Source organism: Halomonas sp. LMYGS-3, from assembly GCF_059509875.1.
Window position 1 is genome coordinate 56,614 of record NZ_JCAKFQ010000002.1, and the last position, 17,628, is coordinate 74,241.

The 17,628-nt window shown below is 68.1% G+C and carries 13 protein-coding genes; 10 read left to right on the forward strand and 3 right to left on the reverse strand.

All coding sequences use genetic code 11. The annotated features are described in order from the left end of the window. Positions 1 to 39: 39 nt before the first annotated feature. From AC5W54_RS02490 to AC5W54_RS02515, 6 genes are all read left to right on the forward strand, one after another. On the forward strand, positions 40 to 1,386 hold the full coding sequence (locus AC5W54_RS02490; protein WP_495960483.1) for a glutamine synthetase family protein: 1,347 nt from the start codon (positions 40 to 42) through the stop codon (positions 1,384 to 1,386). 157 nt (positions 1,387 to 1,543) lie between these two features. Next, positions 1,544 to 2,644, forward strand: coding sequence for a polyamine ABC transporter substrate-binding protein (locus tag AC5W54_RS02495; RefSeq protein ID WP_495960692.1), 1,101 nt, complete (start codon positions 1,544 to 1,546; stop codon positions 2,642 to 2,644). 65 nt (positions 2,645 to 2,709) lie between these two features. Further along, a complete protein-coding gene (potA, locus tag AC5W54_RS02500) occupies positions 2,710 to 3,894 on the forward strand; it encodes a polyamine ABC transporter ATP-binding protein (RefSeq protein ID WP_495960484.1) in 1,185 nt (394 codons plus the stop codon). A gap of 47 nt (positions 3,895 to 3,941) precedes the next feature. Continuing rightward, positions 3,942 to 4,853, forward strand: coding sequence for an ABC transporter permease subunit (locus tag AC5W54_RS02505; protein WP_495960485.1), 912 nt, complete (start codon positions 3,942 to 3,944; stop codon positions 4,851 to 4,853). A 1-nt stretch (position 4,854) separates the two neighbouring features. Then, a complete protein-coding gene (locus tag AC5W54_RS02510; protein ID WP_495960486.1) occupies positions 4,855 to 5,691 on the forward strand; it encodes an ABC transporter permease subunit in 837 nt (278 codons plus the stop codon). A 35-nt stretch (positions 5,692 to 5,726) separates the two neighbouring features. Then, complete coding sequence (locus tag AC5W54_RS02515) at positions 5,727 to 7,019, forward strand: NAD(P)/FAD-dependent oxidoreductase (RefSeq protein WP_495960487.1); 1,293 nt, start codon at positions 5,727 to 5,729, stop codon at positions 7,017 to 7,019. Between the two features lie 2 nt (positions 7,020 to 7,021). Here AC5W54_RS02515 and AC5W54_RS02520 read toward each other — a convergent pair whose 3' ends face one another. Continuing rightward, the gene (locus tag AC5W54_RS02520) at positions 7,022 to 8,755 is read right to left on the reverse strand and encodes a formate--tetrahydrofolate ligase (RefSeq protein WP_495960488.1); all 1,734 of its coding nucleotides are present in this window, start codon (positions 8,753 to 8,755) and stop codon (positions 7,022 to 7,024) included. 282 nt (positions 8,756 to 9,037) lie between these two features. On the opposite strand from AC5W54_RS02520, the gene AC5W54_RS02525 reads away from it, so the two are divergent. Continuing rightward, a complete protein-coding gene (locus AC5W54_RS02525) occupies positions 9,038 to 10,075 on the forward strand; it encodes a GlxA family transcriptional regulator (protein WP_495960489.1) in 1,038 nt (345 codons plus the stop codon). Between the two features lie 80 nt (positions 10,076 to 10,155). Here the strand turns inward: AC5W54_RS02525 and AC5W54_RS02530 are convergent, their stop codons facing one another. Then, on the reverse strand, positions 10,156 to 12,723 hold the full coding sequence (locus AC5W54_RS02530; protein WP_495960490.1) for a GcvT family protein: 2,568 nt from the start codon (positions 12,721 to 12,723) through the stop codon (positions 10,156 to 10,158). Positions 12,724 to 13,023: 300 nt separating this feature from the next. On the opposite strand from AC5W54_RS02530, the gene AC5W54_RS02535 reads away from it, so the two are divergent. The 3 genes from AC5W54_RS02535 (at position 13,024) to AC5W54_RS02545 (ending at position 16,018) form a co-directional block, all read left to right on the forward strand. Continuing rightward, complete coding sequence (locus tag AC5W54_RS02535) at positions 13,024 to 14,220, forward strand: glycine cleavage T C-terminal barrel domain-containing protein (RefSeq protein WP_495960491.1); 1,197 nt, start codon at positions 13,024 to 13,026, stop codon at positions 14,218 to 14,220. Between the two features lie 3 nt (positions 14,221 to 14,223). Beyond that, the gene (locus AC5W54_RS02540; RefSeq protein ID WP_495960492.1) at positions 14,224 to 15,144 is read left to right on the forward strand and encodes a methylenetetrahydrofolate reductase; all 921 of its coding nucleotides are present in this window, start codon (positions 14,224 to 14,226) and stop codon (positions 15,142 to 15,144) included. Between the two features lie 238 nt (positions 15,145 to 15,382). Further along, entirely contained in the window at positions 15,383 to 16,018 is a 636-nt protein-coding gene (locus tag AC5W54_RS02545; protein ID WP_495960493.1) for a glycine zipper 2TM domain-containing protein, read from the forward strand. A gap of 72 nt (positions 16,019 to 16,090) precedes the next feature. On the opposite strand, the gene AC5W54_RS02550 is transcribed toward AC5W54_RS02545, so the two are convergent. Then, positions 16,091 to 17,575, reverse strand: a complete 1,485-nt coding sequence (locus AC5W54_RS02550) for a Na+/H+ antiporter NhaC family protein (RefSeq protein WP_495960494.1) — start codon at positions 17,573 to 17,575, stop codon at positions 16,091 to 16,093. Between the last annotated feature and the right edge of the window lie 53 nt (positions 17,576 to 17,628).

Genomic DNA, 17,628 nt, shown 5'->3' on the forward strand with positions numbered 1-17,628 from the left:
CAACGAACGCGCCCGACCCGGGCATGACACGAGGTTCCCATGAAAGACCTGGAAAGCTGGCTCAAGGAGCGACGCATCACCGAGGTGGAGTGCCTGGTCAGCGACATCACCGGTATCGCCCGCGGCAAGATCACCCCGGTCTCCAAGTTCGTCGCCGAGAAGGGCATGCGCCTGCCCGAGAGCGTGCTGCTGCAATCGGTGACCGGTGACTACGTCGAGGACGACATCTACTACTCGCTGCTCGACCCCGCCGACATCGACATGATCTGCAAGCCGGATTCGGCCGCCGCTTACCCGGTGCCCTGGGCACTGGAGCCCACCGCCCAGGTGATCCACGACTGCTACGACAAGATGGGCAACCCCATCGAGCTCTCGGCACGCAACCAGCTCAAGAAGGTGCTGGCGCTCTACGCCGAGCAGGGCTGGAAGCCGGTGGTGGCGCCGGAGATGGAGTTCTACCTGACCAAGCGCTGTGAGGATCCGGACCTGCCGCTGCAGCCACCCATCGGTCGCAGCGGCCGCCAGGAGACCGGTCGCCAGTCGTTCTCGATCGACGCGGCCAACGAGTTCGATCCGCTGTTCGAGGACATGTACGACTGGTGCGAGGCCCAGGGGCTCGACATCGATACCCTGATCCACGAGGAGGGCACCGCCCAGATGGAGATCAACTTCCGTCACGGCGACCCGCTCTCCCTGGCCGACCAGGTGTTCCTGTTCAAGCGCACCATGCGTGAAGCGGCGCTCAAGCACGACGTGGCCGCAACCTTCATGGCCAAGCCGGTGACCAACGAGCCGGGCAGCGCCATGCATATCCACCAGAGCGTGCTCGACGTGGAGAGCGGACGCAGCGTCTTCTCCAACGATGACGGCACCATGAGCCAGCTGTTCCTGCACCATATCGGCGGATTGCAGAAGTACATCCCCGAGGCGCTGCCGCTGATGGCGCCCAACGTCAACTCCTTCCGCCGCTTCCTGCCCGACACCTCGGCACCGGTGAACGTGGAGTGGGGCGAGGAGAACCGCACCTGCGGGCTGCGGGTCCCCGATTCCACCCCCCTGAACCGTCGGGTGGAGAACCGCCTGCCGGGCGCCGATGCCAATGCCTACCTGGCGATCGCGGGGAGCCTGCTGTGCGGCTACATCGGCATGATGCAGCGGGTCAATCCCTCGGCGCCGGTGCAGGGGCGGGCCTTCGAGCGGCGCAACCTGCGCCTGCCCTTCACCCTGGAGATGGCACTCGAGCGCATGGAACACTGCGCCGAACTGGAGACCTACCTGGGCAGCAAGTTCGTCACCGGCTATGTGGCGGTGAAACGGGTGGAGAACGAGAATTTCAAGCGCGTGATCAGTTCCTGGGAGCGGGAGTTCCTGCTGCTGAGTGTCTGAGGCGTCGAGTCGATAGAGCAGGTCGGCGGCACGGTGGGTGTCGTCCGTGCCCAGCGTTGAAGCCGGTGGCTGACACGGTGATGACGCTGGGGAGGTGTTGGTCGCCGCGCGGGTGGTGGGCCGATAACAAGAAACTTCGGAGAGGTGAACAGTGATGATGCGCATGCAACGACTCCCTTTGGCCGTGGCCGCCGCCACCCTGACGATGGTCGCCGGGACCGCTCAGGCCAACGAGGTCCGGGTCTACAACTGGTCCGACTACATCGCCGAGGACACCCTCGAGAAATTCACCGAGGCCACTGGCATCGAGGTGATCTACGACGTCTACGACAGCAACGAGGTGCTCGAGGCTGCGCTGCTCTCGGGGCGTTCCGGGTACGACGTGGTAGTGCCCTCCAACCACTACCTGACCCGCCAGATCAGCGCCGGGGTCTACCTCGAGCTCGACCACGACAAGCTGCCCAACATGGCCAACCTCAATCCGGATCTGATGGACGACCTCGAGTCCGTCGACCCTGGCAGCCGCTACTCGGTGCCCTACATGTGGGGCACCAACGGCATCGGCTACATCGAGGAACGGGTACTGGCGATCCTCGGCGACGATGCGCCGGTGGACTCCTGGGCGCTGATCTTCGACCCCGAGGTCACCACCGCCCTGCGCGAGGGGGGATGCGGCATCTCCATGCTCGACTCCGGCGACGAGATGCTCTCGCCGGCCATGGCCTACCTGGGACTCTCGCCGCTCTCGGAGGAGACCGCGGACCTTGAGGCGGCCGGCGACCTGATCGCCGCGGTGCGCGACAACATCACCTACTTCCACTCCTCGCGCTACATCTCGGATCTCGCCAACGGCGACATCTGCGTGGCGGCGGGTTACTCCGGCGACATCTTCCAGGCCGCCGACCGGGCCGAGGAGGCCGGGCGCGACTTCACCATCACCTACTCGATTCCCAAGGAGGGCGCGGCGCTGTGGTTCGACATGATGGCGATCCCCGCCGACGCGCCGAATCCCGACAACGCCCACGCCTTCATCAACTTCATCCTCGAGCCCGAGATCGCCGCCGGCATCACCGAGTACGTGATCTACGCCAACCCCAACGCCGCGTCCAATGAGTTCCTCGACCCCGAGATCCTCAACGACCCGGCGGTCTATCCGGACCAGGCGGTGATGGACAACCTCTATGTCGCGGAGGAGAAGCCGCTCGCCGTGCAGCGCGTGCGTACCCGCACCTGGAACCGCGTCAAGTCCGGCCACTGAGCCGGGCCCGGCCGGCCCCGCCAGGGTCGGCCCCTTCCCGAGAGACCGCCAGGAGGACTCCCCCGATGACGCCATCCCAGACGCCGCTCCCGGACCCGGTACGCGATGCGCCACAGGCGCGGCCCGACCGGCCGGAGCGGGCAGTGAACCGACGCGTCCACGACCAGGCCCTGGTCGAAATACGCCGCATCAGCAAGCGATTCGACGAGGCGCTGGCGGTGGACGACGTCAACCTGTCGATCCGCCGGGGCGAGATCTTCGCGCTGCTGGGCGGCTCCGGCTCCGGCAAGTCGACCCTGCTGCGCATGCTGGCCGGCTTCGAGAAGCCGAGCGACGGCCAGATCCTGCTCGACGGCGAGGACATCACCGCCATGCCGCCCTTTGATCGGCCGATCAACATGATGTTCCAGTCCTATGCACTCTTCCCGCACATGACGGTGGAGCAGAACATCGCCTTCGGGCTCAAGCAGGATCGCCTGCCCAGGGCGGAGATCGCCGACCGGGTGGCCGAGATGCTCCGGCTGGTGCACATGGAGGCCTTCGCCAGGCGACGGCCCCACCAGCTCTCCGGCGGCCAGCGCCAGCGCGTGGCCCTGGCCCGGTCGCTGGCCAAGCGGCCCAAGCTGCTGCTGCTCGACGAACCCATGGGAGCGCTGGACAAGAAGCTGCGCACCGAGATGCAGCTCGAGGTGGTGCAGATCCTCGAACGGGTCGGCGTGACCTGCATCATGGTCACCCACGACCAGGAGGAGGCCATGACCATGGCCGACCGGGTGGCGATCATGGCCGATGGCTGGATCGCCCAGGTGGGCACGCCGATGGACGTCTACGAGAGCCCGGCGAGCCGCATGGTGGCCGAGTTCGTCGGCACCGTGAACCTGTTCGAGGGAGAGATCGTCGCCGACGAGGCCGACCACTGCCTCATCGACAGCCCGGACCTGGGGCGGCGCATCTACATCAGCCACGGCATCAGCACTCAGGCCGACGAGCGCCGGATCTGGGTGGCGGTGCGTCCCGAGAAGACCCTGCTCTCCCGCACCCGGCCCGAGGGCGAGACCAACTGGGCCGCCGGCACGGTGGAGGACATCGCCTACCTGGGCGGGCTATCGGTCTACTACGTGCGTACCGAGGCGGGCCAGCTGGTCAAAGCCAGCCTGGCCAACATCGAGCGCCGCGGCGACCGGCCGAGCTGGGACGATCCGGTGTTCATCCACTGGGACGACCGCAGCGCCATCGTCCTGCATGACTGAGCGCGCACGGCCGAGCCGTGCCCGACCGACGCCCTGGGAGATCGATCATGACGCCAACCCCCGTCCAGCGCCTGCGGCGGCTGTTGCGGCCCCGCCGCGGCTGGGTCATCGCCGTGCCGCTGCTGTGGCTGACGCTGTTCTTCCTGCTGCCTTTCGCCATCGTGCTCAAGATCAGCCTCTCCGAGGCGGCGATCGCGGTGCCGCCCTACAGCGCCCTCATCGACTTCAGCGCCGAGACCCTGAACATCGCCCTGAACCTGGGCAACTACCTCTTCCTGATGTCCGATTCGCTCTATGTGGCCGCCTACTGGGGCTCGGTGAAGATCGCGCTGCTCGCCACCGCGCTCTGCCTGCTGATCGGCTACCCCATGGCCTACGCCATGGCGCGGGCGCCGGCCCACTGGCAGCTGGTGCTGCTGCTGCTGGTGATGCTGCCCTCCTGGACCTCGTTCCTGATCCGCGTCTATGCCTGGATGGGCATCCTCAGCAACACCGGGCTGGTCAACAACCTGCTGCTGTGGAGCGGGCTGATCGACGCGCCGATCCGCATGATGAACACCAACTTCGCGGTGATCCTGGGCATCGTCTACGCCTACCTGCCGTTCATGATCCTGCCGCTCTACGCCAACCTGACTCGCCTCGACGTCTCGCTGCTCGAGGCCGCCTCGGACCTCGGCTCGCGCAAGGTGAACACCTTCCTCAGGGTGACCCTGCCGCTGTCGAAGGGGGGCATCATCGCCGGCTCCATGCTGGTGTTCATTCCCGCGGTGGGGGAGTACGTGATCCCCGAGCTGCTCGGCGGCCCCAACACCCTGATGATCGGCAAGGTGCTGTGGGAGGAGTTCTTCCACAACCGCGACTGGCCGGTGGCCTCGGCGCTGGCCATGGTGATGCTGGCGCTGCTGATCGTTCCCATCGCGCTGTTCCATCGCTATCAGTCCCGCGAACTGGAGGAGTGACATGACACGCCGTCCCTCGTTTCCCACCGTGATGCTGATCGTCGGCCTGGTGTTCCTCTACCTGCCGATGCTGATCCTGGTGATCTACTCCTTCAACTCGTCGCGGCTGGTGACGGTGTGGGCCGGCTTCTCAGGCCACTGGTACCTGGAGCTGCTGCGCGACCGGCAGATCCTCGCGGCGGTGTGGACCAGCCTGCGCATCGCCTTCTTCGCCGCGTCCATGGCGGTCTGCCTCGGCACCCTGGCGGCCTTCGTGATGGTGAGGTTCGCGCGCTTCCGCGGCAAGACCGCGCTCGCCAGCATGGTCACCGCGCCGCTGGTGATGCCCGAGGTGATCACCGGCCTGTCGTTGCTGCTGCTGTTCGTGCAGATGGCACAGATCATCGGCTGGCCGGCGGACCGCGGCATGGCCACCATCTGGATCGCCCACACCACCTTCTGCAGTGCCTACGTGGCGGTGGTGGTGTCGTCGCGGCTGCGCGAGGTCGACCGCTCCATCGAGGAGGCGGCCCTGGACCTGGGCTCGCCGCCGGTGAAAACCTTCTTCCGGATCACCCTGCCGGTGATCGCCCCGGCGCTGGCGGCGGGGTGGCTGCTGGCCTTCACCCTGTCGCTGGACGACCTGGTGATCGCCAGCTTCGTCTCCGGCCCCGGGGCCACGACCCTGCCCATGGTGGTGTTCTCCTCGGTGCGCATGGGGGTCTCGCCCAAGATCAATGCGCTGGCGACGCTGATCATCCTGGCGGTGTCGCTGGCCACCTTCCTGGCCTGGTACCTGATGCGGCGCAGCGAGGCCCGGCGACGCATGGCGCTGGCGACGGCGCAGGAAGGCAACTGAGCTGACCGACTTCGACCCAGAGGAGTGGAGATTCGATGACCCAGACCCCGTCCCGGGAGCACGTGGCGTCCTGGTATGCGGCCACGGCCAACCCTGCCCCCGAGCGCCCGGCGCTCTGCGGCGAGATCGACTGCGACGTCTGCGTGGTGGGTGCCGGCTTCACCGGCATCTCGTCCGCCCTGCACCTGGCCGAGCAGGGGCTGTCGGTGGTGGTGCTCGAGGCCTCCTGCGTCGGCTTCGGCGCCTCGGGCCGCAACGGCGGCCAGATCGTCAACAGCTACAGCCGCGACATGGACGTGATCGAGGCGAAGTACGGCCTGGATACCGCCCGTGCCCTCGGCGATATGGCCTTTGAAGGAAATCGGATCATTCGCCACCGCATCGAGCAGTACGGCATCGCCTGCGACCTCAAGGACGGCAATCTCTTCGCCGCCTGCAACGCCAGGCAGCTCGAGGGGCTGCGCGCGCACAAGGCGCTGTGGGAGCGCTACGGCAACCATGAGCTCGAGCTGCTCGAGGGCGAGGCACTCCGGCGCGAGGTGAATTCGGCGCGCTACGTGGGCGGCCTGGTGGATCACTCCGGCGGCCACCTGCACCCGCTCAACCTGGTGCTCGGCGAGGCCGCGGCGGTCGAGTCACTGGGCGGGCGGATCTTCGAGCAGTCGCCGGTCACCGAGGTGAGCCACGGTGAGCCGGTGGTGCTGACGACGCCAGGCGGCCGGGTGCGCGCCGAACGGGTGGTGATGGCCGGCAATGCCTACCTGCAGGGCGTGCTGCCCGAGATCGAGGGCAAGTCGATGCCCTGCGGCACCCAGATCGTCACCACCGAGCCCCTGGACGAGGCGCTGGCCCGGGAACTGCTCCCCAACGGCCTGGCGGTGGAGGACTGCAACTACCTGCTCGACTACTACCGACTGACCGCCGACAACCGCCTGCTCTACGGTGGCGGGGTCAACTACGGCGGCGACGATGCCGCCGACATCGAGGCGGTGGTGCGTCCCAAGCTGCTCAGGACCTTCCCGCAGCTGGCCGAGGCGAGGATCGACTACGCCTGGAGCGGCACCTTCCTGATGACCCTCAACCGCCTGCCACAGTTCGGGGTGATCAACGGCAACGTCTACTACGCCCAGGGCTATTCCGGCCACGGGGTCACCTGCACCCACCTGGCCGGGCGGCTGATCGCCGAGGTGATGCATGGCCAGGGCGAGCGCTTCGATGCCTTCGCCGGCATCCCCCACCTGCCGTTCCCCGGCGGCCGCCTGCTGCGGGTACCGCTCTCGGCCTTGGGTGCCTGGTACTACGCGACCCGCGACCGACTCGGCCTCTGAGTTCAGAACAGCCCGATGATCTCGCCGTTGTCGTCGATGTCGAGTCGGGCGGCGGCCGGCTCGGCGCCCAGGCCGGGCATGGTGCGGATGTCGCCGCACAGGGCGTAGAGGAAGCCGGCCCCGGCGGAGAGCCGCACCTCGCGCACCGGCAGGGTCCAGCCGGTGGGCGCACCGAGCAGCGCCGGGTCGGAGGAGAGCGACAGGTGGGTCTTGGCGATGCACACCGGCAGTCCACCATGGCCCTGCTGCTGGTAGGCATCGAGCTGGCGGCGGGCCTCGGGAGAGAAGGCGACGTCGGCGGCGCCGTAGAGCCGAGAGGCGATGCGCTCGATCTTGGCGTCCGGCGGCATGTCGTCGGGGTACAGGAAGTGGAACTCGCTGCCGTCCTCGGCGGCCTCGGCAACGGCCTGGGCCAGCTCGGCGGCGCCGGCGCCGCCGTCGCGCACATGGGTCGTGACCACGGCGCGGACGCCGGCGCTCTCGGCGATGTCGCGAATGGCGGCGTGCTCGCTCGGGTGGTCCGACGGAAAGGCATTGATCGCCACCACCGGCGTGACGCCGTGGGCGCGGATGTTGTCGATCTGCTTGATCAGGTTGGCGGCACCGGCGCGCACGTCCTCGGCGCCTTCCGCCTGCATGGCGGCGGGGAGCGGCTTGCCGGGCACCACCGGGTAGCGCCCGGAGTGGTACTTCAGCGCCCGCACCGTGACCACCAGCACCGCGGCGTCCGGCGTCAGCCCCGAGGCGCGGCACTTGATGTTGAAGAAGCGTTCGGCGCCCATGTCCGCGCCGAAGCCCGCCTCGGTGACGAGGTAGTCGCCGCCGTGAATGCCGATCCGGTCGGCGACGATGGAGGAGTTGCCGTGGGCGATGTTGCCGAACGGCCCGGCATGAATGAGCGCCGGCGCATGTTCCAGGGTCTGCAGCAGGTTGGGCTTGATCGCCTCCTTGAGCAGGACGGTCATGGCACCGGCGGCGCCGATCTCCTCGGCGGTGACCGGCTCGCCGGAACGGCTGTAGCCCACCACCATGCGTCCCAGGCGCCGCCGCAGGTCCACGACGGAATCGGCCAGGGCGAGCACCGCCATGACCTCGGAGGCCGCGGTGATCTCGAAGCCGCCCTGGCGGGTGACGCCGTCGGCGTGGGGGCCGAGTCCCGTGACGATGTGGCGCAGGGCGCGGTCGTTGATGTCGATCACCCGCGACCAGCGGATGCTCTTCGGCTCCAGGTCGACATGGCCGCGGTGGTGGAGGTGGTTGTCGACCATCGCGGCGAGCAGGTTGTGGGCCGCGGTGACCGCATGGATGTCGCCGGTCAGGTGCAGGTTGATGCGCTCCATCGGCACCACCTGGCTGAAGCCGCCGCCGGCGGCGCCGCCCTTGATGCCCAGCGTTGGCCCCATGGAGGGCTGACGGATGGCGACCGTGGCGGCGTGGCCGAGGCGCTGCAGGCCCTGGACGAGGCCGATGGCGGTGGTGGTCTTGCCCTCGCCGAGCGGGGTGGGCGTGATCGCCGAAACCACCACGTAGCGTGCCCGCGGTCGACCCGCGAGGGCGTCCGCGGCGCCGAGGTCGAGCTTGGCCACCCCCCGGCCGTAGGGTTCCACGGCTTCGCCGGGCACCCCCATGCGATGGGCGATCTCCTCGATCGGCCAGAGCCGGGCACCACGGGCGATCGTCAGGTTGTCCGGCATCGCGGGGCGTTCGTGACCGACTGCTTGCGGGGTGATGGTCATCGCCAAGCCTCCTGAATCATCGATCAGCGCATGAGGATTGCATTACGCCCAGTATTCATGTCCGGACGCGGCTGGATTTGCTCGCTGACGTCAATGGACTTGGCCACAGCGACACCACGCACTCGATGAGACAGCGGGCCTGGTCGGCGAAGGGGCGGCGCGTGTGGCCTGTCGCGACCGCGCGGCCCCGATGGCGTGCATTATCGGGGCGCGCAACTATCGCCGTGGATCGACTGTCGTTAAAGTAGCGAAGTGAGAGTTCGGTTCCGGGAGGAAGACGCGATGTCGTCCATTGCGACACCAGGGAACGGCCACTACGAGATCGGCTTCCTGCTGGTGCCGGGGTTTTCCCAGCTCGCCTTCTCCTCGGCGCTGGAACCCCTGCGGATGGCCAACCATCTCGCCGACCGTCGGCTCTATACCTGGCATCTGGTGAGCCGGGACGGCGCCCCGGTGAGTGCCAGCAGCGGTCTACAGACCGCTGTGGACCACGGCCTGGAGGATGGGCTGCCGTTGGACCTGGTGCTGGTGTGCGGTGGCGTGGATGTCCAGCACCACTGCGATCGCGACATCCTGAGATGGCTGCGTCGCCTGGCCGCACGACGCATTCCCCTGGGGGCGGTGTGCACCGGCGGCTACGTGCTCGCCCAGGCGGGGCTGCTCAATGGCTACCGCTGCACTCTGCACTGGGAGCACATCTCGAGCATCCACGAGGCGCGCATGTTTCCCGAGGTGACCTTCACCTCGCAGCTGTTCGTCATGGATCGGGATCGCTACACCTGCTCCGGCGGCATCTCGCCGCTGGACATGATGCTCACCCTCATCACCCGTCAGCAGGGTCTGGCACTGGCCGAGGCCATCGCCGAGGAGTTCATCCACGAGCGGATCCGGGACGTCGGTGATCGCCAGCGTACCCCGCTGCGGGTGCGGCTCGGGCACAGCCATCCCAAGCTGGAGGAGGTGGCCACCCTGATGGAGGCGAATCTGCAGGAGCCGCTGTCGCTGAACGAACTGGCGAGCTACGCCGATCTGTCGCGGCGTCAATTGGAGCGGTTGTTCCAGCGCTACGTCGACTGCCCGCCGCTGAAGTACTACATGGACCTGCGCCTGATGCGGGCGCGATTGCTGCTGCGCCAGACCCACATGCCGATCACCGATGTGGCGCTGGCGTGCGGGTTCGTCTCGCCGCCGCACTTCACCAAGTGCTACCACGACCGCTTCGGGCATTCGCCCAGCCGCGAGCGCAAGCGGCGCAGCGACCGGGCGGCGGATGCCGCGACCCAACACGCCGAGGCGGCCCGGCCCTCCGGCGAGGAGTGAACGCGGCGCCCCGCTATCTACGCTTTGTCTAAAAACTGCCTACGCTCGGCGACTTTTCGGACGAAGCTTGGGGAAAGCGCCTAGCTCCTGGGGCGGTGATTGTCCGGGTCATACAGGGCGCGGTAGCCGACGGCCTCAACGCGCAGCGGATAGTGCTCGCCGAAATACTCCATGAGCAGCGTGCCGCCTTCGCGAGCATATTCCACCGGCAGATAGGCCAGGGCGATGATCCTGCCTACCGACGGGCCATAGGCGATGCTGGTCACGTAGGAGCGGCGCCCCAGCGCATCCACCAGCACCTCGCCGCTCACCGGGTCGAGGATCGGCGAATGACCCACCGGATAGCGGGGCATGCCCTGGGCGTCCCGGTTCTCCTCCAGGGTCAGGGTACACAGGTAGGCCGGCTGGCGCTCACGCTCGCGCTGCTCCAGATAGGCGGCCCGCCCGTGGAAATCCGCCGGCTTGACCTTGGGCCTGGCGAGCCCCGCCTCGTAGAGGTTGTACTCGGTGAGCAGGTCCACGTTCTGTAGCCGCAGGCTCTTCTCCAGGCGGCGGCTGTTGGCATAGGTCTCGATGCCCACCGGTGTCACGCCTTGATCGAAGAGCAGGTCCCACAGGCTGAGGCCGTAGCTGAACGGCGTATAGAGCTCCCAGCCCTGTTCGCCGACGTAGGAGATGCGGAAGGCCCAGATCGGCAGCCCGTGCACGCGAATCTCGCGGGCCGTGGCGAAGGGGAAGCGCTCGTTGTCGAGTGCCTGCGGGTCGTCGGCGACTGCCTGCAGCGTGCGGCGGGCATTGGGCCCCCACAGGCCCAGGGTGGCCAGGGTATCGGTGCGGTCCTCGATGTGCACCCGTGCCAGCCCCTTGGCCTCGGCCAGGCGCGTCATCCATACGTAGTCGCGATGGCCGGTGTCACCGCCGCAGATCACCCGGAAGGTATTCGTTGCGAGGCGGACCACGGTCAGGTCGGAATGTACGCCGCCGGTCTCGTCGAGGAAATGGGTATACACACCCTTGCCGAGCGGCGTCTCGCCGCCCACCCGGGCCACCGAGAGGGTCTCCAGCAGCGCCTCGGCGTCGGGCCCGGACACATCGAAGATGGCGAAGTGGGAGAGGTTGATCATGCCCACGTCCTCGCTCAGCGCGAGGTGTTCGGCATTGGAGACCCGCCAGAAGTGACGGCTGTCCCACTCGGCGGGGCGTTCGGGGATCCGCTCGGCGTAGCGCGTCAGCAGCGCCTCGTTGGCGGCATAGCCGTGCGCGCGTTCCCAGCCCGCCGCCTCCATGAAGTAGCCGCCGAGCTCCTTCTCCCGTGGCCAGAAGGGGCCGCGCCGCAGGTCGCGGCCGGACTCGAAGGGCTCGCGGGGATGCACCGGCGGGTCGTAGATCTTCCTGGCGATCTCGAGACAGCGCCCGCGGACATGGCGAGGCGTCTTCTGCACGGGGTAGAAGCGGGCGATGTCGATGCCGAAGGGGTCGAGCTCCGGTTTGCCCCGGGTGATCCAGTCGGCGAACACCTTGCCCATGCCGGGGCCGTCCTTGACCCACACCGCCTCGCAGAACCACAGGCCACGGGTCTCCGGCGATTCGCCGACCAGCGAGCCGCCGTCGTTGGTGACCGACAGCAGGCCGTTGAACGAGTGCTTCTCGTCCCAGCCCAGTTCGCCGAGCACGGGGGTGAGCTCCACCGCGCGGGTGAAGGCGTCCATGACCTGGTCGAGCTCCAGGTCGCGCATGGAGGGCGACAGCCGCGCCCGGTCGCGCTCGAGGATGTCGGCGGGGTGCACCACGCGCGGGGCGGTGGCTTCGTAGTAACCCCACTCGAGCTGTCCGCCCTCGGTGGTGGTGGGGTCGCCCGTGTCGCGCATGTAGGCGGAGTTGCCCTGGTCGCGCAGCAGGGGGTAGCCGATCTCCTGGCCGGTGCCGGCGAAGGCATCGAAGGGCCCGAAGAACAGCAGGGGATGTTCCACCGGCATCAGCGGCAGCGCGGCGCCGCCCATGGCCGCCGGAATCGGCCCCCAGATGCCCGAGGTCACGATCACCACCGGGGTCTCGATATAGCCCTTGCTGGTTTCCACCCCATGGACGCGGCCGTCCCGGACATCGATGTCCAGCGCCGGGGTGTCGGCGAAGGTGCTGAGTCGCCCGGAGGCCACCGCCTGCTCGACCAGCTCGCCCGCCACCTGCTGCGAACGGGGCACCACCAGGCCGGCGTCGGGGTCCCACAGGGCGCCCTGGATCAGTTCCCGTTGCACCAGCGGGAAACGCTCGACGACCTCGTCGGGGCCGATCAGCCGGACATTGGTGCCGAACGCCTTGCCCGAGGCGACCTTGCGCTTGAGCTCCTCCATGCGCGCATCGTCGCCGACCCTCGCCACCTCCAGGCCGCCGACGCGGCGATAGTGGCCCAGGCGCTCGTAGAAACGCCGGCTGTAGGTGGTGGTGTAGCACGACATCTTGTCGTGGGACGTCATGTAGCAGAAGTCGGAGGCGTGGGAGGTGGAGCCGATGTCCGAGGGAATGGCGGACTTGTCGAGGCCGACGAGACCGTCCCATCCCAGCTCGATCAGGTGATGGGCCACCGAGGCGCCGACGATGCCGCCCTGGCCGATGATGACCGCATTCGCACGCTTGGGTAGTGTCGCCATGGCTGTTCTCCTGTGGTGACCCGCCCGCTGCCCCGGTGATCTTCTCCCGTCAACATAATGCACACCGGGCCCGGTTACTGTCCCGTGGCGACGATAACTTTCGTCGCTGCGACAGGCGGTTGCGTCACGAGACCCGTCAAGCGCGAGGGGGACGAACCGGTGTCGTTGTCACCAAAGTGGCCGTCGTCGATGGCGCCATCGGGAGACGCCCGCGGCGCTAGCTTCGACTCAAGGACGGCCGTTCGCTGTCGGTCCGAGATCAGTCGGTACAGGTCAGGAACGCCGAAAGGAGCAATGATCATGTCCCAGGTCATCGAAAGCATCGAGCACACTCGTGAGGCGCCGGAGATTCTGCTCTATCCCCGTATCCGCAAGTCGCCGTTCTTCTATGCCTCCCGTCGCCACGGGGTACGCAAGTACAGCGTCTACAACCATCACTATCATCCGCGCCTGTACACCGATCCGGTCGATGAGTACTGGGCCCTGGTGCAGGGCGTCACGCTCTGGGACGTAGGCGTGGAGCGGCAGATCGAGATCGCCGGCCCGGACGCCTTCGCCTTCACCCAGATGCTGGTGCCTCGCGACATGCGCCAGTGCCGGGTCGGGCAGTGCAAGTACGTCTTCGTCACCGCGCCCGACGGCGGCATCATCAACGACCCGGTGCTGCTGCGCATCGAAGAAGATCGCTTCTGGCTGTCGCTGGCCGACAGCGACGTGCTGCTGTGGTGCCAGGGCCTGGCGTACCACGCCGGCATGGACGTCACCATCCGGGAGGTGGACGTGGCGCCGGTACAGGTCCAGGGCCCCAAGGCCAAGCAGGTCATGATCGACCTGTTCGGCGAGCGGGTGCTGGAGATCCCCTATTACCACCTCATGGAAGCGACGCTCGACGACATGTCGGTGGTGGTCTCGCGCACCGGCTACTCCGGCGAGATCGGCTACGAGATCTACCTCCGCGAGGCGACCCGCCACGGCGAGGCACTCTGGCAGCGTGTCTTCGAGGCCGGCCGCCCCCATCAGATGCAGGTCATCGGTCCCTGCCATATCCGCCGCATCGAGGGGGGGATTCTCGCCTTCGGCTGCGACATCTGGTACGACACCAACCCCTTCGAGGTGGGCATGGGCTACGACTGGATGGTCGACTTGCGCGGCGACGACGACTTCATCGGCCGCGCGGCGCTGGAGCGGATCAAGGCCGAGGGGGTGTCGCGCAAGCTGGTGGGCGTGGAGATCGAGGGGCCGAACGTCGGCTACTTCACCGACGGGTCGATGATCGACGTCTTCCCCGTATACGACCCCGCCGGCGAACGCATCGGCCAGGTGACCTCGGCCACCCATTCGCCGCGCCAGGATCGCAATATCGGTTACGCCATGGTGCCGACGGCCCATGCCGAACTCGGCACGCCGCTGCGTATCGAGGCCAACACCGGGATGCAGGACGCCGTGGTGGTGCCCAAGCCGTTCCACGATCCGCGCAAGGAAATCCCCAAGGGGTGAGCCATGAACGACATGCAGCGGTTGGCGACGGTGGAGGATGTCGGCCGGACCTGTGAAGCCCTTGCCTCTCCCCGCTACGAACTGCTGCCGCTCAAGGGCATGCAGGAAACGGCCCGGGGCCTGCCGCCCGGCGCAGTGGTCACCGTGACCTGCTCGCCGCGGCACGGCCTCGAGCGGACCCTGGAGGCGGCCGAGTGGCTGGCGAGGGCGGGGTTCCAGGTGGTGCCCCACCTCGCCGCTCGCCTGGTCCATGACCCGGCCCATCTGCGGCGGCTGGTGGAGCGCATGCTGGCTGCCGGCATCGACGACTGCTTCGTGGTGGGCGGGGATGCCGAGCGTCCCGCCGGCGACTACGCCGGCGGCGTGGAGCTCCTCAAGGCCATGGCCGCCATGTCGCCGCGGCCCTCGCGCCTGGGGGTACCCGCCTATCCGGAGGGCCATCACCGCCTCGATGACGCCACCCTGCAGCGGGTCCTCGACGCCAAGGCGGCGCTGGCCGACTATGCCGTGACGCAGATGTGCTTCGAGCCCTCGACGGTACGCGCCTGGCTCGAACGGCAGCGCCGGCATGGCATGACCCTGCCGGTGTATGCGGGGATCCCCGGTGTGATGGATCGTGCCCGGCTGCTGTCGACGGCGATGCGCCTCGGCCTGGGCGCCTCGACCCGGGTGCTGAGCCGCCGCAAGGGGCTGGTCGGGCGCCTGCTGCAGCCCGCCGTCTATCGCCCCGACACCCTGCTGCAGGAGCTCTTGCCGGTCCTGGGCGACAGCGCCGGCGGGGTGGCCGGCCTGCATGTCTACACCTTCAACCAGGTGGCGCCTGCCCGGGCCTGGCTGGCCGAGCATCATGCCGCCTATTGCCGCTGGCGTGGGCTCGAGGAGCCGATTGCGCCGGCGGCCGCCACGGCCGAACGGCCCGGCTGAGCCGCTCCCCGGGCGGGTCGTCCGGGCTGTCGTCATTCGCCGACAGCTGGTCAGAGAATATGGAAGTCGCCCCCTGGGCGCTGTCACCGTCCCCCGGTCGGCATATACTCGGGACATCGCTTCGAGGAGGCGCAGGAAGCGCCACTCGATATCGCAATCCTTCCCGTGTCACGCCTCTCCTGGAGCCGATGCCCTCATCATCGCAAGAGGCGCCCGAGCGCCCCCAAGGAGGTGACAGATGAGCAAGTCGATCGTAGTGGGTACGACCCTGGCGGTGTTGGGGCTGGGTGGTCTCGCCTTCGGCGCCTGGCAGGTCCAGCAGCAAGAGAGCGGGCCGCAGTATGCCGAGATCGTCGGTGTCCAGGCGCTGACCCGTACCGTGGAGACGCCCCGCGAGGTGTGCGAGGACGTGGTGGTGAACCGGGAGGTGCCCGTGGAGGTGCCCGTCGCTCAGTCCGGCCAGGCGGCCGGTAGCCGCGATCCACACCGGATCGTCGGGACCGCGGCCGGGGCCATCGTCGGTGGCCTGCTCGGCAACCAGATCGGCGGCGGCAGTGGCAAGAAGCTCGCCACCGTGGCCGGCGCCGTGGGCGGCGGCCTGGCCGGCCGCGAGGTGCAGAACCGTGTCGAGGCCCGCCAGCATGCCCAGGCGGCTCAGCCCCAGACCCAGATCCAGATGCAGACCCAGAGCGTCACCGAGCGGCAGTGCCAGACGGTGGTGGATACCCATCAGGAAACCGAGGGGTACGAGGTCACCTGGCAGCATGGCGAGGTGACCCAGACCAGCCGCCTGGACACCCCGCCCCAGGGCGACCGGGTGCTGCTCGAGGAGGGCCAGCCGCAGTGGCAGGCGGTGGTCTCGCAGGGCGGCTGATCCCCCGCGGCACGTCATGAACGACCACGCCCCGGCCATTCCTGGCCGGGGCGTGGTCGTTAGGGGGACGACTCAGCTCAGCAGGTGGCCCAGGGCCAGGAAGCCCACCGCGGTGATGCCGGCCCCCAGCAGGGCATAGGGGAACTGGGTCAGGGCGTGCTGCATCGGCTGGCAGCCGCTGCCCTGGGAGGAGAGGACCGAGGAGTCGGAGAAGAAGCAGGCATGGCTGCCGAAGCTCGAGGCGGAGAGCAGCGCCCCGACGACCAGGGGCATCGGGGCCCCCATGTGCTGGGCGATGGGGATCACGATGGGGATCGAGATCACGAACACCCCCCAGGAGGAGCCGGTGGCGAACACCACCACGGCCATGGAGAGGAAGACGATGGCCGGCAGCAGGGCGACCGTCAGGTGGGGGGTCAGGGCGTCGATCATGAAGGCGGTCATGCCCAACTGCTCGTTGATCTCGCGCAGCACGAAGCCCACCGCGACGATGGCCAATGGCAGCATCATGGTGCGGAAGCCGTCCATGATGGCATCCATCAGGGTGTTGAAGGTGGCCAGGCGCTGGATCAGGTAGAGCAGGATGGTGAACATGATCGCCACGATCACCCCCTTGAGCAGGTCGATCTCGAACCAGGCGCTGGCGCCGATCAGCACCGCCATCGGGGCCAGGAAGTTGAACACGCCGACCCAGGGGCGGGTCCGCGGGGTCTCGTCGTCGCCGAGCGCGACATCGGGCGCTCCGTCGGGGATCGGCTGGCCGGCCCTGGCGCGGGCCTCGGCGGCCTTCATCGGCCCCAGGTCCGGCATGAGCCCGCCGGCCACCAGCAGCACCAGGCCCAGGGCCACCCAGCCATAGAGCATGAAGGGGATCGACTGGATATAGAGCCACATGCCGGAGGTCTCGGTGGCACCGTTGGTCTCGAGCAGCTCGGCGAAGTAGACCGCCCAGGTAGAGAGTGGCACCAGGATGCAGATCGGTGCCGCGGTGGAGTCGACGATGTAGGCCAGCTTCTCCCGGGAGACCCCGAAACGGTCGGTGAGGCGCTTCATGGCCGCCGAGGTGGCGAGGGCATTGAGGTAGTCATCGATGAAGATCAGCACCCCCAGGGCGGCGGTACTCAGCAACGACTGGCGGCGCGTCCTGACCAGACGGGTCATGAAGTGGCTGAAGCTCAGGGTGCAGCCCGACTTCTCCAGCATGGCGATGAAGCCGCCCATCAGGCCGCAGACCAGGATCAGCCAGGCGATGGTCTCGTCCATCATCACCGACAGGGAGATGTCGGCCAGTTCGCCGACGAAATCCTGCGGCTGGAGCAGGATCAGGCCGGCGATCGAGCCGATCGCCAGGGCCTCGAGGGTCCGGTGGGTGGCGATGGCCACCACCAGCACGATCAGCGAGGGGACCAGGCTGATCCCGCCATAGTCGCTGCCGGCGGGGTGCGAGAGGGTCAGGCCGACGACCGTGGCCATGATCAGGCCGACCAGCAGGAGGGTACGCCCCGAGCCGCGCCGGTCGGGGAGGCTGGGCGAAAAGGGGTGGGCAGAGTGACGCATTCTCGGCTTCCTTGGGGATGTTGTTGTCGGTCTCGGGATCCGGGCGGGGGCCG